The following is a 24,784-nucleotide window of genomic DNA, read 5'->3' as shown; positions in this document are numbered from 1 at the left end:
GATCCGGAGACCTCGGCCGGCATCATGCAGGTGCTGTACCGCATCAACCAGACCACCATCGAAGGCAAGTGCCCCGAGCTGCTGCAGAACCTGCTGGAAGTGCGCGGTATTGGCCTGCTCGACATCCGCGCCATCTTTGGTGAGACAGCGGTGCGCCGCAAGATGCGCCTGAAGCTCATCGTGCATCTGGTGCGCAAGGAAACGCTGGAGCGCGACTACGAGCGCCTGCCCTACGAGCCGCTCACCCAGGACGTGCTGGGCGTGCCCGTGCTGAAGGTGGTCATTCAGGTGGTGGCAGGGCGCAACATTGCTGTGCTGGTGGAGGCTGCGGTGCGCAACACCATCTTGCAGTTGCGCGGTATTGATACCTACCAGGAGTTTGTGGATCGCCACCGCCGTGCCATGGAGCGCGACAGCGGGGGCTGAGTTCGCCTTTTGACGCCGCCCTGCCGTAGTGGCGTTTTGGTGTCGCTGGCGCTTACTTGCTAGCGCAATTGGCGCACTGGCCGTACAGCGCCATGGTGTGGTCTTCCACCACCCAGCCCTTGTTTTTCGCAATCAGCTGCTGGCGCTTTTCAATTTCCGCGTCGTAAAACTCTTCCACTTTGCCGCAGGACGTGCACACAAAGTGGTCGTGGTGCTGACCCTCGTTGAGCTCGTACACCGCCTTGCCGCTTTCAAAGTTGCTGCGGATCAGGATGCCCGCCTGCTCAAACTGGGTGAGCACGCGGTACACCGTGGCCAAGCCAATGTCCGAGCGTTCTTCCAGCAGCACGCGAAACACGTCTTCCGCCGTCATGTGGCGCTGCACGCCTTTTTGGAAGATCTCCATGATCTTCAGGCGAGGCAGGGTGGCTTTGAGTCCCGTGCTCTTGAGTTCGTCGATATTGGTCATGGGTGGAGGCTCCTTGCGGTTGCGGGGAATGGGCCCGCCCATGCGAGGGGAGGCTGCCGCTACAATGGTTTGATCATATCCTTTGACCTTTTCCCCATGCCAGACCAAGCCTGTTGCAACGCCCGCCTGGGCCGCATTCTTTGGGTCAGCGCCGCAGTCGCTGTCCTGGCGGGATGTGGCAGCTTCGACGGTGCCAGCCGCCGTGTGGCCAACGCAATCACTCCCTACAAGATCGACATCGTCCAAGGCAACTTCGTGTCGCGCGAGCAGGTGCAAGCGCTGCAGCCGGGCATGAGCCGCCAGCAGGTGCGCGAGATCCTGGGCACGCCCCTAATGACGAGCGTGTTCCATGGCGATCGCTGGGAGTACGTGTTCACCATCAAGCGCCCATCTTCTGAAATGGAATCGCGCAAGCTCACCGTGTTCTTCCAGGGGGATACGCTGGCGCGCTTCGAGGGCGACGAGATGCCCTCTGAGACCGAGTTCGTCGCCACCCTGGGATCGCACAAAGGCAAGCCCAAGGTGCCTTCGCTGGAGGCTACCGAGGCCCAGCTGGCCCGCTACCCCGCCCGCAAGGCAGAGGCGGCCGCTGCACCTGCAGCGCCAGCACCCTCAGCGCCCACGCCCGGCCGCTACCCGCCCCTCGAATCATCCTCGCGCTGAGTTGCGGGGCGCATACCCCGCCCATGATGGTGGGGTAAGTTTTTACGGCGGGCGCGCGGCAGCGCCATGCGCGCGAGGCGCACGCTGATTTCTTGGCTGATCTCTTTTTTGCAGGATCGACATGTCTGTGAACACCACCGCCGCTGCGGCGTCTTCTTCCACCCCCTGCCGCGTTGCGGTGGCTGGCGCATCGGGCCGTATGGGCCGCATGCTGATCGAAGCCATCCGTGCCAGCGATGACTGCGTGCTGGCCGGCGCGCTGGACGTGCCTTCCAGCCCCGGCATCGGGTCTGACGCCTGCGCGTTCCTCGGCTACGCCAGTGGCGTTGCGATCACCGCCGACCTGAAGGTTGGCCTGCAGAACGCCGATGTGCTGATCGACTTCACCCGCCCCGAAGGCACCCTGGCCCACATGGCCGTGTGCGCGGAGCTGGGGGTGAAGGCCGTCATTGGCACCACCGGATTTACCGATGCACAAAAGGCTGAACTCGACGCTTTTGCGCAGCGCACCGCCATCATGTTCTCGCCCAACATGAGCGTGGGCGTGAACGTCACGCTCAAGCTGCTGCAGATGGCTGCCAAGGCCATGTCCACCGGTTACGACATCGAGATCATCGAAGCCCACCACCGCCACAAGGTCGATGCGCCCTCGGGCACGGCCCTCAAGATGGGCGAAGTGATTGCCGAAGCGCTGGGCCGCGATTTGAAGGACTGCGCCGTGTATGCCCGCGAAGGCGTGACGGGCGAGCGCGACCCCTCCAGCATCGGCTTTGCCACCATCCGTGGTGGCGACATCGTGGGCGATCACACGGTGCTGTTTGCCGGCATTGGCGAGCGCATCGAGGTCACGCACAAGTCCTCCAGCCGCGCCACGTATGCGCAGGGCGCCTTGCGCGCCGTGCGCTTTCTGGCGGCCCATAAGACCGGCATGTTCGACATGTTCGACGTGCTCAACCTCAAGAACTGACGCAGGCCCACGCCATGGACGCCCTTCACTGGTGGCGCCAGGGAGATGCGGTGACCCAGGGCGCCGCCGTGGTGCTGCTGGCCATGTCGGTGGCCAGCTGGGTGGTCATGCTCTGGAAGGCGCGTTTGGTGCTGCGCGCGGGCGGCGAGGTGGCGCGCTGCACGGCCGCCGTCTGGCAGTCGCCCTCGCTCGATGTGGCCGCCCAGCGGTTGGCCGCGCTGGATTCGCAGGCGCTGGTGGCACCGCTGGTGGCGGCCGTGCAAGGGGTGGTTCAGCCCACTGCGGCTTCTGTGGGCACCACGCTGGCTGCCGCCGGGCCTTTGTCGCAACAGCTCACGCGCGTGCTGCGCGATGCCTTGCACCGGGTGCTGGGCCGCCTGCAATACGGGCAGGTGCTGCTGGCCACCGTGGGCGCCACCGCCCCGTTTGTGGGCCTGCTGGGCACGGTGTGGGGCATCTACCATGCGCTCACGGCGCTGGGTGGGGGTGGGCAGGTCACCATTGACCGCCTTTCAGGCCCTGTGGGCGAGGCCCTGGTCATGACCGCTGCCGGGCTCGCTGTGGCCATTCCAGCCGTGCTGGCCTACAACGTGTTCGGCCGTTTGATCGGCCGCATCGAGGCCGACCTGGAAGGCTTTGCGCTGGATTTGCGTGAGCTGCTGGCGGGCACGCCCCCGGCCCAGCGTGAAGGCGTGGAAGTCCGTGAACTGCGCGGCCCAGAGGGCGCCAGCGCATGAGCTTCGGCCGGCTGGAACGCACCACGGGCACCCAGCCCATGAGCGACATCAACATGACCCCGCTGGTGGATGTGATGCTGGTGCTGGTGGTCATCTTCATCCTGACGGCGCCGCTGCTGGCCAGCTCCATCCGCCTTGACTTGCCCCAGGCCGAAGGCACGGGCCCCGCTGCGGCGCCTGAGTTTGTGACCGTGGTGGTGGACGCCACGGGCCAGGCCTATCTGGATGACCAGCCCCTGTCGCAAGCCGCGCTCGCCGTGCGCCTGCAACGCATTGGCGCAGCCCAGCCCACCACCGAAGTGCAATTGCGCGCCGACGCCACCGTGCCTTATGGCCGCGTGGTCGAAATCATGGGTGCCGCCCATGAAGCGGGGCTGCAGCGTATCGGCTTCGTGGCCGAGCCTGCCAAGGTCAGCGCCCCGTAGTGGTTGGTTGATTTGCTATTGAATTAATAGCTGCTAGCGCTTGTGGATAAAGCGCTGCAGGCCGATTTGATTGCAAATGTCCCGACTTTCGCGCGTGGCGTGATCGCTGGGCTTGGCGGTGGCAGGCCCCACGCCGCACTGGCGCGGTGCGGTTTGGCCCGGCGCTGGCCGCCGCACCGCCTAAAATCCACCGATTGCGGCCCAGGGTGGGCCTGCTCCGTCCTCTCACCTTCAAGCTCCCATGCAAGACAAATACTCCCACCAAGAGGTTGAACGCGCAGCGCACAGCCACTGGACTGCCCGCGACGCCTACCGCGTGACGGAAGACACCAGCAAGAAGAAGTTCTACGCCTGCTCCATGCTGCCGTACCCTAGCGGCAAGCTGCACATGGGCCACGTGCGCAACTACACCATCAACGACATGCTCACGCGCTACCTGCGCATGAACGGCTACAACGTGTTGATGCCCATGGGCTGGGACGCCTTCGGCCTGCCCGCCGAAAACGCCGCGCTGAAAAACGGCGTGCCACCTGCCCAATGGACGTACGAGAACATCGCGTACATGAAGAAGCAGATGCAGGCCATGGGCCTGGCCATCGACTGGAGCCGCGAAGTCGCCACCTGCGACCCTGAGTACTACAAGTGGAACCAGTGGCTGTTTCTGAAGATGCTGGAAAAGGGCATCGCCTACCGCAAGACCCAGGTGGTGAACTGGGACCCGGTGGACCAGACCGTGCTGGCCAACGAGCAGGTGATCGACGGCAAGGGCTGGCGCACTGGCGCGGTGGTGGAAAAGCGCGAGATCCCCGGCTACTACCTCAAGATCACGGACTACGCCGAAGAACTGCTCGACTTCGTGACCGGCGACAAGCTGCCCGGCTGGCCCGAGCGTGTGAAGCTGATGCAGGAGAACTGGATCGGCAAGAGCGAAGGCGTGCGTTTTGCCTTCACCCACGACATCCAAGGCGATGACGGCAAGCTGATCGGTGACGGCAAGATGTACGTGTTCACCACGCGTGCCGACACCATCATGGGCGTGACCTTCTGCGCCGTGGCCCCTGAGCACCCGTTGGCGGCCCACGCGGCCAAGAGCAACCCGGCTCTCGCTGCATTCATCGAAGAATGCAAGACCGGCGGCACCACCGAGGCCGAGCTGGCCACGCAAGAGAAGAAGGGCGTGCCCACGGGCCTGTACGTCACCCATCCGCTGACCGGCGAAAAGGTGCAGGTGTGGGTCGGCAACTACGTGCTGATGGGCTATGGCGACGGCGCCGTGATGGGCGTGCCCGCGCACGACGAGCGCGACTTTGCCTTCGCCCTCAAGTACGGCATCGAGATCAAGCAAGTGGTGCTGGTCGATGGCGAGACGTTTGACTACCACCAGTGGAACGACTGGTATGGCGACAAACAGCGCGGCGTCACCATCAATTCCGACAGCTTCAGCGGCTTGAACTACAAGGACGCGGTGAACGCCGTGGCCCATGCGCTGGAGCAAAAGGGTCTGGGCGAGAAGAAGACCACCTGGCGCCTGCGCGACTGGGGCGTGAGCCGCCAGCGCTACTGGGGCACACCCATCCCCATCATCCACTGCGACGAGCACGGCGCCGTGCCCGTGCCGGAAAAAGACCTGCCCGTGGTGCTGCCGCAAGACTGCATCCCCGACGGCTCGGGCAACCCGCTGCACAAGCACGAAGGCTTCCACGCCGGTGTGACCTGCCCCGTCTGCGGCAAGCCTGCGCGCCGCGAGACGGACACCATGGACACCTTCGTGGACAGCTCGTGGTACTTCATGCGGTATTGCGACCCCAAGAACGCCGAAGCGATGGTCGCAGGTGGTGCGGACTACTGGATGCCGATGGACCAATACATAGGCGGCATCGAACACGCCATCCTGCACCTGCTGTACGCCCGCTTCTGGACCAAGGTCATGCGCGACCTGGGCCTGGTCAAGGTCGATGAGCCCTTCACCAAGCTGCTCACCCAGGGCATGGTGCTCAACCACATCTACAGCCGCCGCACCGCCAAGGGCGGCAAGGACTACTTCTGGCCGCACGACGTGGAGCATGTGCTGGATGAAGGCGGCAAGATCATCGGCGCCAAGCTCAAGAACGAGGCTTCCAGCGGTGACGGCATGCTGCCCGTGGGCACGCCCATCGACTACGAGGGCGTGGGCACCATGTCCAAGTCCAAGAACAACGGCGTGGACCCGCAGGATTTGATCGAAAAGTACGGCGCCGACACGGCCCGCCTGTACACCATGTTCACCGCACCGCCCGAAGCCACGCTGGAATGGAACGACGCGGCCGTGGAAGGCAGCTACCGCTTTCTGCGCCGCGTGTGGAACTTCGGCGTGAAGCTGTCTGCTATGGATATGGGAGCTGCCACCGCAAGCGTAGCAAGCGCTAGCAGCCTGAAAGACATTGAATTTGGCAAGGAAGCCAAGGCCCTGCGCCTCGAAATCCACACCGTGCTCAAGCAGGTGGACTACGACTACCAGCGCATGCAGTACAACACCGTGGTATCGGGCGCGATGAAGATGATCAATGCGCTGGAAGACTTCAAGGCCGTCGATACCGCCGGTGGTCAGGTCGCACTGATCGAGGGCTTTGGCATCCTGCTGCGTGTGCTGTACCCCGCCACACCGCACATTGCCCACAGCCTGTGGGAAAGCCTGGGCTACGCCGGTGTGCTGGGCGACTTGCTGGATGCTGCCTGGCCCCAGGTCGATGCCAATGCGCTGGTGCAGGACGAAATCGAGCTGATGCTGCAGGTCAACGGCAAACTGCGCGGCTCCATCCTGGTGCCCGCGCAGGCCGACAAGGCCGAGATCGAGCGCATTGCGCTGGCCAGCGAAGCCTTTGCCGCCCACAGCGGTGGCGCGGCCCCCAAGCGCGTCATCGTCGTGCCGGGTCGTCTGGTCAACGTGGTGGTGTAAGCATGCACAAGCGCACCTTGCTCGGACTGGTCCCGGCGGCTGTGCTGGCGGGCTGCGGTTTTCGCCTGCGGGGCGTGCCGGAGTTTTCGTTCTCGTCGCTGTACATCGCCGCGCCCGCCAACTCGGCCCTGGCCCGCGAACTGCAGCGCACGCTGGAGGGCTCGGGCAGCCCGCTCAAGGTGCTGCGCAACGCCGCTGATCTGCCTTCTGCGCAGGCCGTGATCGACATCCTGTCGGAACAGCGCGAGCGCATCGTGGTGGGCCAGAACGCCTCGGGCCAGGTGCGTGAGCTGCAACTGCGCCTGAAGGTGAAGTTTCGCCTGCGCACTGCGGCCGGGGTGGAGATGATTCCCGAGACCGAAATCCAGCAGCAGCGCGACATGAGCTACAACGAAACCCTGGCGCTGTCGAAAGAGGCGGAAGAAGCCCTGCAGTACCGCAACATGCAGACCGACATCGTGCAGCAGCTGCTGCGGCGCCTGTCGGTAGCCAGATTGCCAATGTAAGCGCGAAATCGCCCTGTGGGGCTTATGAATCAAGCGCTGACAGCTATTGAAAATATAGCGCCAGTGCTTTTTTCTGGGCGCTGAGCAGGCCGCTGGCCCTGCGCCATCAAAACGGCCGCGTGCGCATCAGCGTGCTCTTGCCAAACAGCGACTCCACCAGGTCCACCGCCAGCACAGCGGTCTTGTTGCGCACGTCCAGCGCGGGGTTCAGCTCCACGATGTCGAGCGAGGCCAGGCGGCCGCTGTCGGCAATCATCTCCATGCACAGCTGCGCCTCGCGGTAGGTGGGGCCGCCGGGCACGGTGGTGCCTACGCCGGGGGCAATGTCGGGGTCCAGAAAATCCACGTCAAAGCTCACATGCAGGTGGGTGTCGGCGTCCATGCCCGCCAGGGCGCGCTCCATCACCTGGCGCATGCCCACCTCGTCGATGGCGCGCATGTCAAACACCTCCAGGCCCTGCTCGTGCACAAAGCGCTTTTCGCCCTCGTCCACGCTGCGAATGCCGATCTGGCGGATTTGCGAAGGGTGCAGCGCCGGGCCGCCACCGGGCATGTGGGCCAGCTGCGTGAGTTCGGCCGGGCCAAAGCCGCACAGGCAGGCCACGGGCATGCCGTGCACATTGCCGCTGGGCGTCAGCGCGCTGGTGTTGAAGTCGGCATGCGCATCCAGCCACAGCACGCGCAGCTTTTTGCCGCTTTCGGCGCAGTGGCGGGCCACGGCGCTGATGCTGCCCAGGCCCAGGCTGTGGTCGCCACCCAGCAAGATGGGCAGGTGGCCCTGTTGCAGCTCGGCATACACGGCGCCATACACCAGCCGGTTCCACTGCACCACCTCGGGCAGGTGGCGGTAGCCATCCACTGGGGGCTGCCAGGGGTTGGAGGGGCCGCTTAGGTTGCCCCGGTCCAGCACCTGCAGCCCGTGCAGCTCCAGCGCCGCCTGCAAGCCCGCCACACGCAGGGCCTCGGGACCCATGGATGCGCCGCGTGCGCCGGCACCAATGTCGGTCGGCGCGCCAATCAGGCTGCAGGGCGGGAGGCTTCGGGGCGGGGTGGCGGGCAGGTCGTGGGTCATGTCTGTGGGGTGGAAGGCGATGGTTGGGTGAGTGTGGCAGGCACCTCGGGGCGGCGCAACGGCGTTGCCCCGGCCTCTAGCGTTCGAACCCTGGCCCTGCGTGCGGTGGCCTGGAGAGCACACCATGCCCTCAATGACAAGCAGGCGACAGCCGGGGCTGTGGCAGTGAAAAGCCAGGGGTTCTAATCACAGCCACGGCAGGTTTGCAGGATTTTGTGCCAACGCGGCGCCAGTGGAAAGACAGCGGGTTGAGCATTTGGCGCGATAAATGACGCAAATTGACAGATGCAACTGCGCAAATCGACCGTGCAAGCGTGGCGTCGCGGGAGGGTTGTAACATTCATGTAACCATCGCAGCCCTGGGGGCTTGCGGGTTACTACGGAGACAACCGATCCGCTTCAGTGCGCACACTGGGGAGACTGGTGTTTGTAATCAGATGTATCGGCCATGGGCTGGCTGGTCATCCATTTAGAGGCAGAAGAATATGCAGCTCGACAACATTCGCGTTTCGCGCAAGCTCTGGTTTGCGTTTTTGGGGTTGATGGTGGCCATGGCGTTGGTGTCGGGCATTGCGCAAAACCGCGGCAACACCACCATGGCGCGCGCCATGGATGCCGTGGTGGACATCGACACCCGTGTGGTGGCAGCCGTGCGCTGGCGCGGCGGCACCGAAACGGCCGTGAACATGATCACGGGCGGCGCCGTGACCACCGACGCCGTGCTGGCACAGCAGTACGACGCGCGGGTGAAGGAAATCATCGGCGACATCAACAAGATTCAGGAAACCATCGTGGCAGGCGCGACCGCCCCCGAGGAAAAAGCCGCCATCGACAAGGTGGTAGCCGAGCGCAAGCTGGTGCTGGAAGCTGTGGCCAAGACCTGGGAGCTCAAGGGCGCGGGCGATGCGGTGGAAACCCAGCGCTTTGCCGACGAGCAGCTCACCCCCATGGTGGCGCGCTACCTCAAGGCGCAAGATGAATTCATCGCCCAGCTGGAACGCCGCCGTGAGGCGGTGCGCGAAGAGGCCTTGGCCCAGCGCATTCGCTCGGGCGTGATCAGCACCCTGACCGCGCTGGTCGTGTTTGCTGCGGGTGCGCTGCTGGCCTGGCTGCTGGTGCGCTCCATCACCGCGCCCCTGCAGCAAGCGGTGGACACCGCCAACGCCATCGCCGCAGGCGACCTGACCCGCGAGCTGCAAACCAGCCGGAAAGACGAACTCGGCCAGATGCTGCGCGCCCTCAATGACATGTCGGCCCGCCTGCGCGGCGTGGTGAGCGAGGTGCGCCAGGGCGTCGATTCCGTCTCCAGCGCCTCCATCCAGATCGCCAACGGCAACCACGACCTCTCGGCCCGCACCGAGCAGACCGCGGCCAACCTGGAAGAAACCGCGTCGAGCATGGAAGAGCTCACCGCCACCGTCACCCAGTCGGCCGACACCGCCCGCCAAGCCAACCAGCTCGCAGGCACCGCCGCCCAGGCCGCAGCCCGTGGCGGCGAAGTGGTGGGCCAGGTGGTGACGAGCATGCAGCAGATCACCGAAAGCTCGCGCAAGATCAGCGACATCATTGGCGTCATTGACTCCATCGCCTTCCAGACCAACATCCTGGCGCTGAACGCCGCCGTGGAAGCTGCCCGCGCGGGCGAGCAAGGCCGTGGCTTTGCCGTGGTGGCCAGCGAAGTACGCAGTCTGGCCGGCCGCAGCGCTGAAGCCGCCAAGGAAATCAAGACCCTCATCAACCAGTCGGTCGAAAACGTCGAAAGCGGCTCGGCCCAGGTGGCCCAGGCCGGGCAAAGCATGGAAGAGATCGTCGCGAGCGTGCGCCGCGTGAGCGACCTGATTGGCGAAATCACGGCGTCTTCAACCGAACAACGCGACGGCATCAGCCAAGTCAACCAGGCCGTGGCCAACCTCGACCAGATGACGCAGCAAAACGCTGCGCTGGTGGAAGAGTCCACCGCCGCCGCAGCCTCCATGCGCGACCAGGCGCAGCGCCTGGCCGAAGTGGTGAGCGTGTTCAACGTGGGCGCCACCAGCGCCCGCAACGCCGCTCCGGCCCCCCGGCCCCCCGGCCTGCAGCGGCCCCCGCGCCGCGCTTTGCTCCGGCACCTGCCAAGCCTGCGGTGGCGGCCCGCCCCAAGCCTGCCCCCCCGCCAAGCGGGCCCACAGCGCCAAGCCCGCAGCCCCGGCACCCGCGCCTGCGGCCAAGGGCAGTGACGATGATTGGGAAAGCTTCTGAACATCGAACGCCAGTCTGCTATTAAAAAAATAGCTGCTGGCGCTTTGTAGACAAGCGCTACAGGCCAAAAACATCCAAACCTTGCGCCCGCCGCCCCCGCGCGCCGGGCAGCCCGCCTGGGGGCGATAAACTTTGCCCATGCAAGTCGCCCTGGCCCAACTTTCCAACCACCTCCAACGGGCCCTGTCGCCGCTGTACGTACTGCACGGCGACGAGCCCTTGCTGCAGCAGGAAGCCGCGGACGCCATCCGCGCCACCGCCCGCACCCAGGGCTACACCGAACGCAGCAGCTACACCGTGGCCGGTGCCCACTTTGACTGGAGCGCCGTGTTGGCGGCAGGTGGTTCGCTCAGCCTGTTTGCCGACAAGCAGATTGTCGAAATCCGTATCCCCTCGGGCAAGCCCGGCAAGGACGGCAGCGTAGCGCTGCAGCAGGTGGCCGAATCGGCCCGGGGCAACGACAGCACGCTCACCATGGTCATGCTGCCGCGCCTGGACAAAGCCACCAAGACCGGCGCCTGGTTTGCCGCGCTGGAGGGCAACGGCGTCTCCATCCAGATCGACCCCATCGAACGCGGCCAGTTGCCGCAGTGGATTGCCCAGCGCCTGGCCCAGCAAGGCCAGCGCGTGGTGGCGGGCGAGGAAGGCCAGCGCACGCTGCAGTTCTTTGCCGACCGCGTGGAAGGTAACCTGCTGGCCGCGCACCAGGAGATCCAAAAGCTCGCGCTGCTGCACCCGGCGGGTGAATTGACCCAAGCCCAGGTCGAAGCCGCCGTGCTCAACGTGGCGCGGTATGACGTGTTCAAGCTGTCCGAATCGGTGCTGGCCGGGCAGACCGGCCGCGTGCAGCGCATGCTCGACGGCCTGCAGGCCGAGGGCGAGGCCGAAGTGCTGGTGCACTGGGCGCTGGCCGAAGACATCCGTGCCTTGAAACGCGTGAAAGACGCCATGAACGCCGGCCGCCCCCTGCCCATGGCCCTGCGCGAAAACCGCATCTGGGGCCCCAAGGAGCGGCTGTTTGAACGCATCCTGCCCAAAGCCAGCGACGCCGCCCTGGCGCGGCTGCTGCAATCCGCCCACATCGTGGATGGCATCGTGAAGGGGCTCAAGCAGCCCGACTGGCCGCAAGACGGCTGGCAGGCATTGCAGCGCCTGGCCTTTCAGCTCTGCCGCCTGACCAGCGCGGCGCGTTAACTATTTGCCCCAAACCATGAGCACACCTGAATACTGTTCGTTGTTTTCAACTGAGGGAGATTTCGCCGTGGAGGTGCCCGGGGTGGCTGTGGCTCCAAGGCGTGTCAGTGCGGTGGCATTGGCTGACTTGATTACTGCATCACCTCGCTCCATGCGTTTTGATGATCATCTCTACGAGGTACAGCGTTACGCTATAGATCCTGCCAACAAGGTTCTGCGGATCCAGGTGCGGCACCCGGCCACCGCCAACGGAAGAAACCGTGTGCTGTACGACCGATACCTGGAGTTGATTCGCTCCGAGATTGACGAGTTCGGGGTGAAACCCACCGCCCTCACCCATTTGATGGGGCGGCTGGGCGAGCTGCATTGTGCGGTGGAGGTGCAAGGCACTTTGGCCGATATGACCAACCAGCCGGGTTTTGACGTGGAGTCGCCCGACGAGAAAAAAATCAGCGTCAAGACGACAGCACAGGTGTCCGGTTTTGTCTCCATATCTGCCAGCACTTTGCAAAAGGCAGATGAGCTGATGCTGGTGCAGTACTTGGACGGGCAGACCCAGACGGTCTTTCACGGCAGCGTTCAAAAGGCGGTCACGGGCACACGCATGTGGGAAGGCCGTTACGAGCTGGATATTGCCAGGGCCCGGAAGCTGGCCGCCATGCCCGACTGAGCCAGGGCTTCTTTCGCGTCTTTTTGCCGAGTCATCGCTTTCACCGATCCTGTTCTGCGGCTTCTGCAGGGCTTCCTTCCCATGCGCCTTCCCCACGACGACGCTACCAACGGCTGGTCCGCCATCCTGCCCCCACGCACGCCGCGCCCCGCGCTGCAGGGCGATGTGGTGGCCGACTGGCTGGTGCTGGGCGCGGGCTTTGCGGGCCTGGCCGCTGCGCGCCGCCTGGCCGAGCTGCGCCCGCAAGCCCACATCGTGGTGGTGGACGCAGGCACCGTGGGCAACAACGCCTCAGGCCGCAACTCGGGCTTTGCCATTGATGTGCCGCACAACATCGGCAGCTCGCTCGAAGAACTGCGCCGGGCCGCGCACTACCAGGCCTTGCTCACGGCGGGCATGAACGACCTGGAGCGGCTGGTGGCGCAGCACCGCATCGACTGCCAGTGGCGGCGCGCAGGCAAGTACCACTGCGCCGTATCGCCCGCCGCCGAGCGCACGCTGCAGCACCATGTGGATGAGCTGCGCGCCCTGGGTGCGCCGCACGAGCTGCTGGACCGCAATGCCCTGGCCGCACGCCTGGGCACCCGTTACTTTGCCGCCGGGCTCTACACGCCGGGCACCGTGCTGCTCAACCCCGCCGCGCTGTGCCGGGGGCTGGCGGATGCGCTGCCCGCCAATGTCACCTTGCACGAGCAAACGCCGGTGCAGCGGCTGGATTTGTCGAGCGGCAAGGTGGTGGCGCACGCGCCGCACGGCAGCGTGCGTGCGCCGCAGTTGCTGCTGGCGGCCAATGGGTTTGCGCAGCAGCTGGGCTTGTTTGGCAGCGCCTGGGGGGCGGAGACGTTTCCGCTGGTCACTTTTGGCTCGCTCACTGCCCCGCTCACGCCCGAGCAGCGCAGCCGCCTGTGCGCGCCTGAGGGCTGGGGCGTGACGCCTGCGAGTGCCGTGACCGGGGCCACGCTGCGCTACACGGACGACCACCGCATTCTGGTGCGCCAGGGTTTTGAATACGCGCCGCATTTCCGCGTCAGCCCCGCCGTGCGTGAGCGGGTGCGGCGTGAGCACGCTGCCGTGTTTGCCGCGCGTTTTCCGCAGCTGGGCGATGTGGCGCTGGAGCATTTTTGGGAAGGCTCCATCGCCATCACCCGCAACGGCGCGCCGCGCTGGGGGCGGCTGGCGCCGCAGGTGCATGGGGTGGCGGGGTGCAATGGGGCGGGGGTGGTGAAGTTCACTGCGCTGGGGGCGTTGGCGGCGGATTTGGCGCTGGGGCAGGACCATCCGTTGTTGGCGCATGCGTTGGCGTTGGGTGGGCCGGCGCGCATGCCGCCGCAGCCGTTCATGGGGGTGGGGGTGCGGGCTTATATTGCGCGGGAGAAGTGGTTGGGGCGGGCGGAGGTTTGAGAGTTTTTTGGCGTCTAGCGCTCTGTAGGTATGCGCTGGCAGCTATGAAATTCGTAGTGAATTGCAGTATTTGGCTGCATGCTTTTGCCTGGTGCGGGAGCCGGGAGGTGCGCCCGGCGGCGCAGTAACTTTCTTTTGCTTCGCCACCGGATGGCCGGCCCAAAGAAAGTCACCAAAGAAAAGGCGACCCCGCTGTCTGCGTCCCTGCGCTTCGCTTCGGGCAACCTGCGGTGCTCGCGTCCAGCGGGGTCTCGCTCGAACTCGCTGCGCTGCGCTTCGCTCAGACAATCGCGAGCCCTGATCCGCTGGCCGCTGCGCTCCTCGGCGCATACAGAGGGGATGGGGAGCCGAACATCCAAACAGCCACTCGGGCCATTGCTGCGCTCGGCCCTGGGGGCGCTAGCTGGCGTTTAACGTGCCTTGGGCTTTTTCTACCCACATCGTCAGGTTGGCCACCAAGTCCTTTTGGCTGAATGAGCAGCTTTCCTCCGAAAAAAGTGCGCTGGATTCCAGGCGGTCCAGCAGGTTCAGCAGCACGTCGCTGTAGCGTGGGGGCAGGGCGGCGAGCAGAGCCGTCTGCTGGCGGGCCAGGGTGCTCAGGGTGGCGGCGGTGTGGTCGCCGCGTTCGAAGGCTTGCAGGGCTTGGGCCAGGGTGGTGAGCTGGGCGGATGCGGTGTCGGTCATGGGCGGATGGGGGGTGAACGGTGCAGCCCGCAAGGGTAAGGCCAACTGCGGCAAAATCGCCGGATGAATGCTCTCAATGTCGCTGAATACACGCACTCCCTCGGTCTCCAGGCAAAAACGGCCTCTGCGCTGATGGCGAAAGCGCCGGCAGCTATCAAAAACAAAGCATTGCTGGCCCTGGCCCGGCTGCTGCGCGAGCAGACTGAGGCGTTGCAGGTGGATAACGCCCGCGATCTGGAGCGCGCCCGCGCTGCGGGTTTGGCCGAGCCGATGGTGGACCGTTTGAAGCTCAGCCCCAAGGTGCTGGAGACTTGCGCCCAGGGTTGCGAGCAGCTCGCCGTCATGGCCGATGTGATTGGCGAGATCATTGGCATGAAGCAGCAGCCCAGCGGCATCCGCGTGGGGCAGATGCGCGTGCCGATTGGCGTGTTCGGCATGATTTACGAGAGCCGCCCCAACGTGACCATCGAGGCGGCGTCCTTGAGCATCAAGAGCGGCAATGCCTGCATCTTGCGTGGCGGCTCGGAAGCCATTGATTCCAACCGGGCCCTCGCCAAGCTGGTGCAGCAGGCGCTAGCCGAGGCGGGTCTGCCGCAAGACGCGGTGCCAGTGGGGCAAACCACCGACCGCGAGGCCGTGGGCCAGCTCATTGCCATGCCGCAGTTTGTGGATGTGATCATCCCACGTGGCGGCAAGGGGCTGATCGAGCGCATCAGCCGCGATGCCAAGGTGCCCGTCATCAAGCACCTGGACGGCAACTGCCACACCTACGTGGACGACCCCTGCGATATCGCCATGGCGGTGAAGGTGGCCGACAACGCCAAGACCAACAAATACAGCCCCTGCAACGCCAGTGAAGGTTTGCTGGTGGCGCGTGGTGTTGCGGCGGAGTTTTTGCCCCAGATTGGCGCGGTGTATGCCGCCAAGGGCGTGGAGATGCGCGGCTGCCCCGAGTCGCTGGCTATTTTGAACAGCGTGGCTGGGGCCAAGCTGGTGCCTGCGACCGAGCAGGACTGGAGCGAGGAATACCTGGCCCCGATCATCAGCGTGAAGGTGGTGGCGGGCGTGGATGAGGCCATTGCGCACATCAACCGCTACAGCAGCCACCACACCGATGCGATCCTGACGCGCGACCACATGCACGCCCAGCAGTTCCTGCGCGAGGTGGATTCGGCCAGCGTGATGGTGAATGCCAGCACGCGCTTTGCCGATGGTTTCGAATACGGGCTGGGCGCGGAAATCGGCATCAGCACCGACAAGTTCCATGCGCGCGGGCCGGTGGGCATTGAAGGGCTGACTTCGCTCAAGTACGTGGTGCTGGGCGAAGGCGAAGTGCGCGGCTGAGTTGCGCGCTCAGGGTTTTTGCTCTTGATTTGATAGCTGCTTGCGCTGGTCAATAGGCAGCAGGAGCCCAATTTCTTATGAAAATCATCATCCTCGGGGCCGGCCGTGTGGGCGAGAGTGTGGCCGACAGCCTGGTGTCCGAACGCAACGACATCACCGTCATCGACACCGATGCCGAGCGCCTTCGCGATCTTCAGGCGCGGTTTGACCTGCGTGGGGTGGTGGGCAGCGGCATCGAGCCTGCCGTGCTGGCCGAGGCCGGGGCGCGCGATACCGATCTGCTGATTGCCTGCGCCGCGCAGGACGAGACCAATCTGGTGTGCTGCAAGATGGCGCAGCTGCTGTTCAACATCCCCACCCGCATTGCGCGCGTGCGTTCGCTGGGCTTTCAGTGCGATACCCGGCTGCTGGGCGCCGACGGTTTTGCGGTGGACCGCATCATCTGCCCTGAGGAATCCCTCACGCGCTACATCGGCAAGCTGGTGGAATATCCCGAGGCCATGCAGGTGCGCGAGTTTGCGGGCGGGCGGGCCAGCCTGGTGTCGGTGCGTGCGCGGGCAGGGGCGCCCATGGTGGGCCACACCATTGCCGAGCTGCGTGCCAGCGCGCCCGATGTGGCGGTGCGGCTGGTGGCCATCTACCGCCGCTTTCCGGACGAGCCCGACCGTTTTGTCGCCTGCTCGGGCGGCACCCGCATCGAGCCGGGTGACGAGGTGTTTGTGCTGGCCGCGCACGAGCACATTGCGCATGTGCTGTCGGCCCTGCACCGCCGCGATGCGAGCAACGCGCCGCCCGTGCGCCGCATCATGATTGCCGGTGGCGACCGCGTGGGCCTGCGCCTGGCGCAGCAGCTGGGCCAGGAAGAGGGGCGCTTTCACCTCAAGATCATCGAATCAGACCCACAGCGCTGTGTGGAGTTGGCCTCGGCGTTGCCGCCTTCGGTGCTGGTGCTGCAGGGCGAGACCACCGACGAAGACCTGCTCAATGACGAGGGAGTGGAAGAGGTGGACCTGTTCCTGGCGCTGACCGAGGACGACGAGGACAACATCATGTCGTGCCTGCTGGCCAAGCGCATGGGCGCCAGCCGGGTGCTGGCGCTCATCAACCGCCGCAGCTATGCGGATTTGATGCACGGCACGCAGATCGACATTGCCTTGTCGCCCGCGCAGGCCATGCTGGGCGAGTTGCTGGCCTTTGTGCGCCAGGGCGATGTGCAGGCGGTGCACAGCCTGCGCCGGGGCGTGGCCGAGGCGCTGGAGATTGTGGTGCGCGGGGACCGCAAGAGTTCGCGCGTGGTGGGCCGCAAGGTGAGCGAGCTGCCCCTGCCGCGCGATGTGCACATCGGCCTCATCGTGCGTGGTCTGCCCGACCACTCGGCGTCTGCCCCTGAATCCGAAGCGCTGCCCGTGCCTGCGGAGCCCGCCGAGCCGCAGGTGATCATTCCGCGCAGCTCCACCGTGGTGGAGAGCAATGACCATGTGGTGTTCTTCCTGCCGCACAAGCGCCTGGTGCGCGAAGTGGAAAAGCTCTTCCGCGTGAGCGCCACGTTTTTCTGATGCACCCCCCTGAGTCGCTTCGCGCCTTCCCCCCGCTCTCGCATGGCTGCGCAATGCGGGCAGGGGGACGCCGCCAGCGCGGCGGGGCGGCCCTTGCGCGGCGGCCCTCGCATGGGCCGCGCCAGAATCAGGCACTGTGCAGCGTGCTGAACAAACGGCTTTCATCATGACGGACATGTTTCCTGTCCTGCGCGTGCTGGGCATGCTGGTGATGATCTTCGCGTCGTCGCTGGCGCTGCCCATGGCGGTGTCGTGGTGGACGCGCGATGGCGTCCTGTTTGTGTACCCGCTGTCGATGGCCGCCACGGCGTTCGTCGGCGCATGGCTGTGGTGGAGCTTTCGCGTCTTCCGGCGTGAGCTGCAGCCGCGCCACGGGGTGATGCTGGTGTCGCTGGTGTGGCTGCTGCTGCCGCTGTTTGCCGCGCTGCCGCTGATGCTGGCGGGGCACCACCTTGGGCGGCCGCTGTCGTTCACGCATGCGTACTTCGAAGCCGTGTCGGGCCTGACCACCACGGGCTCCACGGTGATGAGCGGGCTGGACCAGTTGCCGGTGTCCGTCAACGTCTGGCGCACGTTCCTGCAGTGGCTGGGCGGCATGGGCATTCTCATTTTGGCCGTCGCGGTGTTGCCCTTGCTGGGCGTGGGCGGCAGCCAGCTCTTCAAGGCCGAGGCCGCCGGGCCGGTGAAAGACGCCAAGCTCACGCCGCGCATGACCGGCACGGCCAAGGGGCTGTGGGGTGTGTACGCGCTGTTTTCCGTGGCTTGCGCCTTGGCCTACTGGCTGGGCGGCATGGCGCCGCTGGACGCGGTGATGCACATGTTCACCACGGTGAGCCTGGGCGGCCTGTCGCCCTACGACGCGAGCTTTGGGCACTTTCAGTCGCCGTTGCTCGAAGCCATTGCCGTGGTCTTCATGCTGGTGGCCAGCTGCAACTTTGCGCTGTATTTCGTGGCCTTCCGCAAAGGCGACTGGCGCGGTTTTTGGCGCGACCCGGAGCTGCGCGCCACGCTGGGCACGCTCATCGTGGGTGGCCTGGTCGTGTCGCTGCTGCTGTGGGCCAAGGGGGTGTATGAGCCACTAACTGCCTTGCGCCACGGCATGTTCAATGTGGTGTCGCTGGCCACCACCACGGGCTATGCCACGGTGGATTACCTCGGCTGGCCGGTGTTTGCGCCGGTGCTGATGCTGCTGCTGTCGGGCGTGGCCACCAGTGCGGGGTCCACCGGCTGCGGTATCAAGATGGTGCGCATGCTCATTCTGGTCAAGCAGGCCCGCCGCGAAATGACGCGGCTGGTGCACCCCCGCGCCGTGCAGCCCGTGTGCCTGGGCGATGCGGTGGTGGACAACCGCGTGATCTTCTCGGTGCTGGCCTTCATGCTGGTGTACGGCGCCACGGTGATTGGCCTCTCCATGGTGCTGCTGCTGACCGATCTGGACCCGGTGACGGCGTTTTCTGCCGTGCTGGCCAGCGTGAACTGTGCCGGGCCGGGGCTGGGCGCGGTGGGGCCTGCCTCGAACTTTGCGGTGCTGACGGACTTTCAGGTGTGGGTGTGCACGCTGGCCATGCTGCTGGGCCGGCTGGAGATTCTGAGCTTCATGGCGGTGCTCACCCCGGCGTTCTGGCGCCGTTGACGGCTGGCCAGTATTTTTGCGCCCAGCCGGGGTGCCGGCATTGCGAAACCGGCAGTCGCCCCCACATCCCGGAATCCCAGTTCCCTACAATCGTTCTCCAACGTGTCCCCCGAGGGGTTTTATGGTTCCGCATCTCATCACAGCCCTCACCGGGCCCATCAACGAGCTTGAACAGCGCATTCTGGATTCCATGCCTGCCATCGAGCGCTGGTTTCGTCTGGAGTGGATGGAGCACACGCCCCCGTTCTACACCTCGGTAGACATCCGCAACGCGGGCTTCAAGCTGGCGCCGGTAGACACCAACCTGTTTCCCGGCGGCTGGAACAATCTGACCAAGGAAATGCTGCCCCTGGCGGTGCAGGCGGCCATGGCGGCCATCGAAAAGATCTGCCCCGAGGCGCGCAACCTGCTGATCATTCCCGAGAACCATACCCGCAACACGTTCTATCTGGCCAACGTGGTGCAGCTGCAGCGCATCTTCAACATGGCGGGCCTGAATGTACGGGTGGGGTCCATCAGCCCCGAGATCAAGAAGCCCACGCTCATCGAGTTGCCCAATGGAGATTCGGTGACGCTGGAGCCTGTGGTGCGTACCAAGGGGCGTCTGGGTCTGAAGAACTTTGACCCCTGCACCATCTTGCTCAACAACGATCTCTCGGCCGGCGCGCCGGGCATTCTGGAAGACCTGCACGAGCAGTATCTGCTGCCCCCCTTGCACGCGGGCTGGAGCGTGCGGCGCAAGAGCACCCACTTCAAGAACTACGAAGAGGTGGCCAAGCGCTTCGGCAAGATGCTGGGCATTGACCCCTGGCTCATCAACCCGATGTTCAGCCAGGTGGGCGGGCTCAACTTTGCCGAGGACACCGGGTTGGACGCCCTGCAGGCCGCCACCGACGCGCTCCTGACCAAGGTGCGCCGCAAGTACAAGGAATACGGCATCAATGAAAAGCCGTTTGTGGTGATCAAGCCTGACAACGGCACCTACGGCATGGGCATCATGACCGTGCGTGACGCCAAGGAGCTGGACGCGCTCAACCGCAAGACCAAGAACAAGATGGCCGTCATCAAGGACGGCCAGACGGTGTCTGACGTCATCATCCAGGAAGGTGTGCTGACCCAGGAGCGGGTGAACGATGCGGTGGCCGAGCCTGTGGTCTACATGATGGACCGCTACGTGGTGGGCGGTTTCTACCGCATGCACGCCGAGCGCGGGGTGGACGAGAACCTCAATTCGCCCGGCGCCAGCTTTGTGCCCCTGGCCTTTGAGCACAGCACGCACATGCCCCAGCCGGGTGTGCGCCCTGGGGTAAGTGCCCCCAACCGCTTCTATATGTACGGCGTGGTGGCCCGCCTGGCCATGCTGGCGGCCAGCTACGAGCTGGAAGCCACCGACCCCGACGCCGAGGTGTACGACTGACCCCCGGCTGTAGCGCTGCGGCTTGGCCGCCGCTCTTGCCACGCCTGGCCTTTGGGCGCCAGGGGTGGTAGATGGCAGTTGTTGCGGTGCAACATATTTGATCGTTTGCACAGAAGCTGGGGCGGGCGGCGCAAAATAGCGCTCCCCCAAATCATGGAACCCCGACCGGCTTGAGGGCCTGCGGGGTCGCTTCAGTGCAAAGCTCTTCCAAATCCTCGCTGGCGGCTCTCACGCTAGGCGCTATCGGTGTTGTCTACGGCGACATCGGCACGAGTGTTCTGTATGCCGTGAAAGAGGTGTTCGGCTCGGGGCATGTGCCCTTCACGCACGAGAACATCTACGGCATCCTGTCGATCTTCTTCTGGACCCTCACGGTCATCGTGTCGCTCAAGTACGTGGTGCTGGTGCTGCGTGCGGACAACAACGGTGAGGGAGGCCTGATCGCCATGCTGGCGCTGGCATCGCAAGCCGTCAAAGACAAGCCCAAGCTGCGCGGCATGCTGCTTGCCGTCGGTATTTTTGGCACATCGCTGTTTTATGGGGATGGGGTCATCACTCCCGCCATCTCGGTGCTTTCGGCCGTCGAGGGGCTGGAGGTGGTGTCACCACACTTCAAGAAGTACGTCATTCCCCTGACGCTGGTAGTGCTGTTTTGCCTTTTTGCGGTGCAAAAGCGCGGCACAGGCGGCATCGGAAAGTTTTTTGGGCCCATCACGCTGGTGTGGTTCATGACCCTGGCGGTGCTGGGCGTGTTTCACATCCACGGGCACCCCGAAATTCTGTGGGCGATGAGCCCGCACCACGCGCTGATGTTCATGTGGCACCAGCCGGGCACCAGCTTCATCATTCTGGGCGCTGTCGTGTTGTGCGTGACGGGGGCGGAAGCCTTGTATGCCGACCTGGGCCACTTTGGCAAACGACCCATTCGCCTGGCGTGGTTTGGTGTGGCGATGCCGTCGCTCACGCTGAATTATTTTGGTCAGGGCGCGCTGCTGCTGGCTGAGCCTGAGGCCGTCAAGAACCCGTTTTTCATGATGGCGCCCGACTGGGCGCTGATACCGCTGGTCGGGCTGGCCACGCTTGCCACCGTGATCGCTTCGCAGGCACTGATCCAAGCAGGTCATCCAGCTTGGCTATCTGCCGCGCCTGAACATCCAGCACACCAGCGTGCGCGACACCGGGCAAATCTACATGCCGCTGGTGAACTGGGGCCTGTTCGTGGCCATTGTGCTGGCGGTGGTGATGTTCCGCTCGTCCAGCAACCTGGCGGCGGCCTACGGCATTGCCGTGACGCTGGACATGCTGATCACCACCACGCTCACGTTCTTTGTGATCCGCTACGGCTGGGGTTACCCGCTGGCGCTGTGCCTGGCTGCCACGGGCTGCTTCTTTGTTGTGGATCTGGCGTTCTTCGCGTCCAACCTGCTCAAGTTGTTCCAGGGCGGCTGGTTCCCCTTGATGATTGGCGGCGCCCTGTTTACTTTGATGATGACGTGGAAGCAAGGCCGCCGTCTGCTCAATGCCAAGCTGCGCGCTGATGCCATCGACCTCAAGGATTTTCTGGAGTCGGTTTTCATCAGCCCACCGACCCGGGTGGAAGGCACGGCCATTTTTCTGACGGCTGAGCCTGGAGCTGTTCCGAATGCGTTGCTGCACAACCTCAAGCACAACAAGGTGCTGCACCAGCAAAACCTCTTCGTCACGGTGCGCAACCATGAAGTACCCTGGATTGGCCTGGACAAGCGCTTGCAGGTGGAGCCTCTGGGGCATGACTGCTGGCAGGTGGTGGTGCACTATGGCTTCAAGAACGACCCTGACCTGCCGCGTGCCTTGGAAGCCCTGCGAGGCCGGGGGTGCGATGTGGAGCCGATGACCACCAGCTACTTCCTGTCGCGCGACACGGTGATCCCTTCCATTGGCAGCGGCATGGCGCACTGGCGCGAAAAGCTCTTCGCGCAGATGCACCACAACGCCAGTGGTGCGGCGGACTTTTTGCATCTGCCTAACAACGCGGTGGTGGAGCTGGGCTCCAAGATCGAAATCTGACAACTGGATCAGGCCCTGATCTTTGGTGAGAGCGTTTCCCGCGTGGGTGCCAGAATGCGCGCCATGCAATTTTTCAAAGATCTCAGCTTGTCGGCCTTTGTCGCAGGCTTCGTCGCCGTGCTGGTGGGCTTCACCAGCTCGGTGGCCATCGTGTTTCAGGCCGCCCAGAGTTTTGGCGCCACGCCAGCACAAATCACATCGTGGATCTGGGCACTGGGTTTGGGCATGGGCCTTTGCTCCCTGGTTCCATCGCTGTTGCTGCGCAAGCCGGTGATGGTGGCCTGGTCCACCCCGGGTGCTGCAGTGCTTGCTACGGCCGGGGCTGCGGGCAGTTTCTCCATGGGCGAGGCAGTGGGTGCGTTCATGGTGTGTTCTTTACTGGTCATTTTGGTGGGCGCCACCAGAGGCCTCGAACGTGTAGCTGATCGCATTCCCATGGAAATCGCCTCTGCCCTTTTGGCTGGGGTGTTGGCCCGTTTTGGCATCCAGGCCTTTGCTGCTGCGCAAACGGCGCTGCCTCTGGTGCTGCTGATGGTAGGCGCGTATCTGGTGGCCCGCCGCATGGCTGCCCGCTATGCGGTGGTCGTCACCTTGGTGGTGGGCATCCTGTGGGTGCTGATAACGGGGCAGATGGCTTGGTCCATGGAGCCCGTACGCTTGGCCATGCCAGTGTTTGTGGCGCCACAGTGGAGTGTGTCCGCCATTGTCAGTTTGGCGATCCCCCTGTTTGTGGTGACGATGGCCTCTCAGAATCTGCCGGGCATGGCTGTCATCCGCGCATCAGGGTATGAGCTTCCGGTGTCTCGGTTGATCACGATGACGGGGTGGGCTTCGCTGGTGCTTGCACCCTTTGGCGCGTTCGCGTTGAACTTCAGCGCCATAACCGCAGCGATCTGCATGGGGCCCGAAGCCCACGAAGATCGGAGCAAGCGATACACCGCAGCGGCGTCCTGCGGTGCTATCTATATAGTGATCGGGCTGTTTGGCGCTTTGGTCACTGGGCTGCTGACTTCTTTTCCAAAGGAGTTGGTGGTCGCCATTGCCGGAATCGCGTTGTTGAGCACCATTGGCAATGGTTTGGCTTCCGCCCTACGTGACGAAAGACACCGTGAGCCAGCGCTGATCACTTTCTTGGTCACGCTCAGCGGAATCACGTTGATGGACATTGGCTCTGCCTTCTGGGGAGTGGTCGCCGGCAGCCTTGCTTTATTTGTGCAACAGTACAAGCAATCACGTTCCGCTCTGCCTCGTTAATGACCTGGCGTCATCGTGGATGCTGCGCGTGTGCATGCGCCCGTTTTCGAAGGCGCCACACAATCCTGTGCAGCTCTGCACACTCACCGTACACACACCATGCAAATTCTGTTCATTGCCGATCCTCTTGAGAGCTTCAAGATCTACAAAGACACCACCTTCGCCATGATGCGTGAGGCGCAGCGGCGCGGTCACACCCTTGCAGTGTGCGAGCCCAGGCATGTGAGCTGGGTGCGTGGTGGTCAAGTCTCGGCCCAGGTCCGACACATTACTTTGACGGGCGAGACGGACTCATGGTTTGCAGTGCAGTCCGAGAGCATCGCAGCGCTGGCCGGATTTGACGCGGTGCTCATGCGCAAAGACCCGCCTTTTGACAGTGAGTATTTCTACGCGACGCACATGCTGGAGCAGGCAGAGCGTGAAGGAGCACGGGTTTTTAATAAACCCCGTGCTTTGCGTGATCACCCCGAAAAGCTGGCGATCATGGAGTTCCCGCAGTTCATCGGGCCCACCCTCGTCACCAGGGATGCCGCAGAAATCAAGAAATTCCACGCGGAACACCGCGACATCATTTTGAAACCGCTTGACGGCATGGGTGGCATGGGGATATTCAGGGTTCGCGAAGACGGGCTGAACTTGGGCAGCATCATCGAGACGCTGAATCGTGACGGTGCGCAGAGCGTCATGGTCCAAAAATTCCTCCCGGCGATTGCCGAGGGCGACAAGCGCGTCCTCATCGTCGGTGGCAAGCCCGTGCCATTCTGCTTGGCGCGCATTCCCCAGGGCGGCGAGGTTCGGGGTAATTTGGCTGCAGGCGGCAAGGGTGTGGCCCAGCCGCTGTCTGCGAGGGATCTGGAGATCGCTGAGTCGCTGGGGCCCATTCTTTTGGAGCGCGGCCTGCTGCTGGCTGGGGTGGATGTGATTGGTGACAGTGTGACGGAGATCAACGTGACCAGTCCGACGTGTTTTCAAGAGATCTTTGATCAGACCGGCTGCGATGTCGCGAGCCTCTTCATAGACGCGCTGGAGGCGGCCGTAAATTCATAAAAGCTCAGTTTCTTGCATTTGGCCCAAAATCTCTGCTATGATCGGGGGCTTCGCTGCACAGAGGGCATGTTTCTAGGTGCGGCGGGGTTGGTTGAAGAAG

19 protein-coding genes and 2 pseudogenes are annotated in these 24,784 nt (G+C 64.2%); 18 read left to right on the top strand and 3 right to left on the bottom strand.

Annotated features, from left to right (window positions below):
* Window positions 1-426 (top strand): annotated as a pseudogene (locus AADJ04_RS11190) (HPr kinase/phosphorylase); the annotation flags it as partial.
* A gap of 52 nt (window positions 427-478) precedes the next feature.
* Here AADJ04_RS11190 and fur read toward each other — a convergent pair.
* Window positions 479-895, bottom strand: a complete 417-nt coding sequence (gene fur, locus AADJ04_RS11185; RefSeq protein WP_142082963.1) for a ferric iron uptake transcriptional regulator — start codon at window positions 893-895, stop codon at window positions 479-481.
* Window positions 896-991: 96 nt separating this feature from the next.
* Between fur and AADJ04_RS11180 the strand changes: the two genes are divergently transcribed.
* The 6 genes from AADJ04_RS11180 to lptE all read left to right on the top strand — a co-directional run bounded on the left by AADJ04_RS11180 (window position 992) and on the right by lptE (window position 7,128).
* Window positions 992-1,558, top strand: a complete 567-nt coding sequence (locus AADJ04_RS11180; protein WP_341239657.1) for an outer membrane protein assembly factor BamE — start codon at window positions 992-994, stop codon at window positions 1,556-1,558.
* Between the two features lie 121 nt (window positions 1,559-1,679).
* On the top strand, window positions 1,680-2,525 hold the full coding sequence (gene dapB / locus AADJ04_RS11175; RefSeq protein ID WP_341239656.1) for a 4-hydroxy-tetrahydrodipicolinate reductase: 846 nt from the start codon (window positions 1,680-1,682) through the stop codon (window positions 2,523-2,525).
* A 14-nt stretch (window positions 2,526-2,539) separates the two neighbouring features.
* Entirely contained in the window at window positions 2,540-3,262 is a 723-nt protein-coding gene (locus AADJ04_RS11170; RefSeq protein ID WP_341239655.1) for a MotA/TolQ/ExbB proton channel family protein, read from the top strand.
* Entirely contained in the window at window positions 3,259-3,687 is a 429-nt protein-coding gene (locus AADJ04_RS11165) for a biopolymer transporter ExbD (RefSeq protein WP_341239654.1), read from the top strand. Before AADJ04_RS11170 ends, AADJ04_RS11165 begins: the two co-directional genes overlap by 4 nt.
* A 241-nt stretch (window positions 3,688-3,928) precedes the next feature.
* Entirely contained in the window at window positions 3,929-6,622 is a 2,694-nt protein-coding gene (gene leuS, locus AADJ04_RS11160; RefSeq protein WP_341239653.1) for a leucine--tRNA ligase, read from the top strand.
* A 2-nt stretch (window positions 6,623-6,624) separates the two neighbouring features.
* Entirely contained in the window at window positions 6,625-7,128 is a 504-nt protein-coding gene (gene lptE, locus AADJ04_RS11155) for an LPS assembly lipoprotein LptE (protein WP_341239652.1), read from the top strand.
* 106 nt (window positions 7,129-7,234) lie between these two features.
* Here the strand turns inward: lptE and rocF are convergent, their stop codons facing one another.
* Window positions 7,235-8,200 carry an arginase gene (rocF, locus tag AADJ04_RS11150; protein ID WP_044399076.1) on the bottom strand — a complete coding sequence of 322 codons (966 nt, stop codon included), beginning with the start codon at window positions 8,198-8,200 and terminating at the stop codon, window positions 7,235-7,237.
* A gap of 485 nt (window positions 8,201-8,685) precedes the next feature.
* On the opposite strand from rocF, the gene AADJ04_RS11145 reads away from it, so the two are divergent.
* The 4 genes from AADJ04_RS11145 (at window position 8,686) to AADJ04_RS11130 (ending at window position 13,703) form a co-directional block, all read left to right on the top strand.
* Entirely contained in the window at window positions 8,686-10,416 is a 1,731-nt protein-coding gene (locus tag AADJ04_RS11145; protein WP_341239651.1) for a methyl-accepting chemotaxis protein, read from the top strand.
* A gap of 160 nt (window positions 10,417-10,576) precedes the next feature.
* Window positions 10,577-11,632, top strand: coding sequence for a DNA polymerase III subunit delta (gene holA / locus AADJ04_RS11140; RefSeq protein WP_273624335.1), 1,056 nt, complete (start codon window positions 10,577-10,579; stop codon window positions 11,630-11,632).
* 16 nt (window positions 11,633-11,648) lie between these two features.
* Window positions 11,649-12,302: a hypothetical protein gene (locus tag AADJ04_RS11135; protein ID WP_207374852.1), complete on the top strand. Its 654-nt coding sequence runs from the start codon at window positions 11,649-11,651 to the stop codon at window positions 12,300-12,302.
* A gap of 81 nt (window positions 12,303-12,383) precedes the next feature.
* Window positions 12,384-13,703, top strand: coding sequence for an FAD-binding oxidoreductase (locus AADJ04_RS11130; protein WP_341239650.1), 1,320 nt, complete (start codon window positions 12,384-12,386; stop codon window positions 13,701-13,703).
* 399 nt (window positions 13,704-14,102) lie between these two features.
* Here the strand turns inward: AADJ04_RS11130 and AADJ04_RS11125 are convergent, their stop codons facing one another.
* Window positions 14,103-14,387, bottom strand: a complete 285-nt coding sequence (locus AADJ04_RS11125) for a hypothetical protein (RefSeq protein WP_288483494.1) — start codon at window positions 14,385-14,387, stop codon at window positions 14,103-14,105.
* Between the two features lie 63 nt (window positions 14,388-14,450).
* Between AADJ04_RS11125 and AADJ04_RS11120 the strand changes: the two genes are divergently transcribed.
* The 7 genes and pseudogenes from AADJ04_RS11120 to gshB all read left to right on the top strand — a co-directional run bounded on the left by AADJ04_RS11120 (window position 14,451) and on the right by gshB (window position 24,684).
* Entirely contained in the window at window positions 14,451-15,731 is a 1,281-nt protein-coding gene (locus AADJ04_RS11120; protein WP_341239649.1) for a glutamate-5-semialdehyde dehydrogenase, read from the top strand.
* Between the two features lie 77 nt (window positions 15,732-15,808).
* Window positions 15,809-17,287 (top strand): Trk system potassium transporter TrkA, encoded by a 1,479-nt coding sequence (trkA, locus tag AADJ04_RS11115; RefSeq protein WP_341239648.1) that lies wholly within the window; start codon window positions 15,809-15,811, stop codon window positions 17,285-17,287.
* A 166-nt stretch (window positions 17,288-17,453) separates the two neighbouring features.
* Window positions 17,454-18,920: a potassium transporter TrkG gene (locus AADJ04_RS11110; RefSeq protein WP_273624340.1), complete on the top strand. Its 1,467-nt coding sequence runs from the start codon at window positions 17,454-17,456 to the stop codon at window positions 18,918-18,920.
* 121 nt (window positions 18,921-19,041) lie between these two features.
* Window positions 19,042-20,337, top strand: coding sequence for a glutamate--cysteine ligase (gshA, locus tag AADJ04_RS11105; RefSeq protein WP_198846854.1), 1,296 nt, complete (start codon window positions 19,042-19,044; stop codon window positions 20,335-20,337).
* 194 nt (window positions 20,338-20,531) lie between these two features.
* Window positions 20,532-22,383 (top strand): annotated as a pseudogene (locus AADJ04_RS11100) (potassium transporter Kup).
* A gap of 63 nt (window positions 22,384-22,446) precedes the next feature.
* Entirely contained in the window at window positions 22,447-23,637 is a 1,191-nt protein-coding gene (locus tag AADJ04_RS11095) for a benzoate/H(+) symporter BenE family transporter (protein WP_341239647.1), read from the top strand.
* Between the two features lie 99 nt (window positions 23,638-23,736).
* Window positions 23,737-24,684 (top strand): glutathione synthase, encoded by a 948-nt coding sequence (gene gshB / locus AADJ04_RS11090; RefSeq protein WP_341239646.1) that lies wholly within the window; start codon window positions 23,737-23,739, stop codon window positions 24,682-24,684.
* The last annotated feature ends 100 nt before the right edge of the window (window positions 24,685-24,784 follow it).

Origin of the sequence: uncultured Acidovorax sp. (assembly GCF_964021665.1) — a bacterium.
GTDB lineage: Bacteria > Pseudomonadota > Gammaproteobacteria > Burkholderiales > Burkholderiaceae_C > Acidovorax > Acidovorax temperans.
This window is presented reverse-complemented; position numbering and strand designations above follow the sequence as displayed.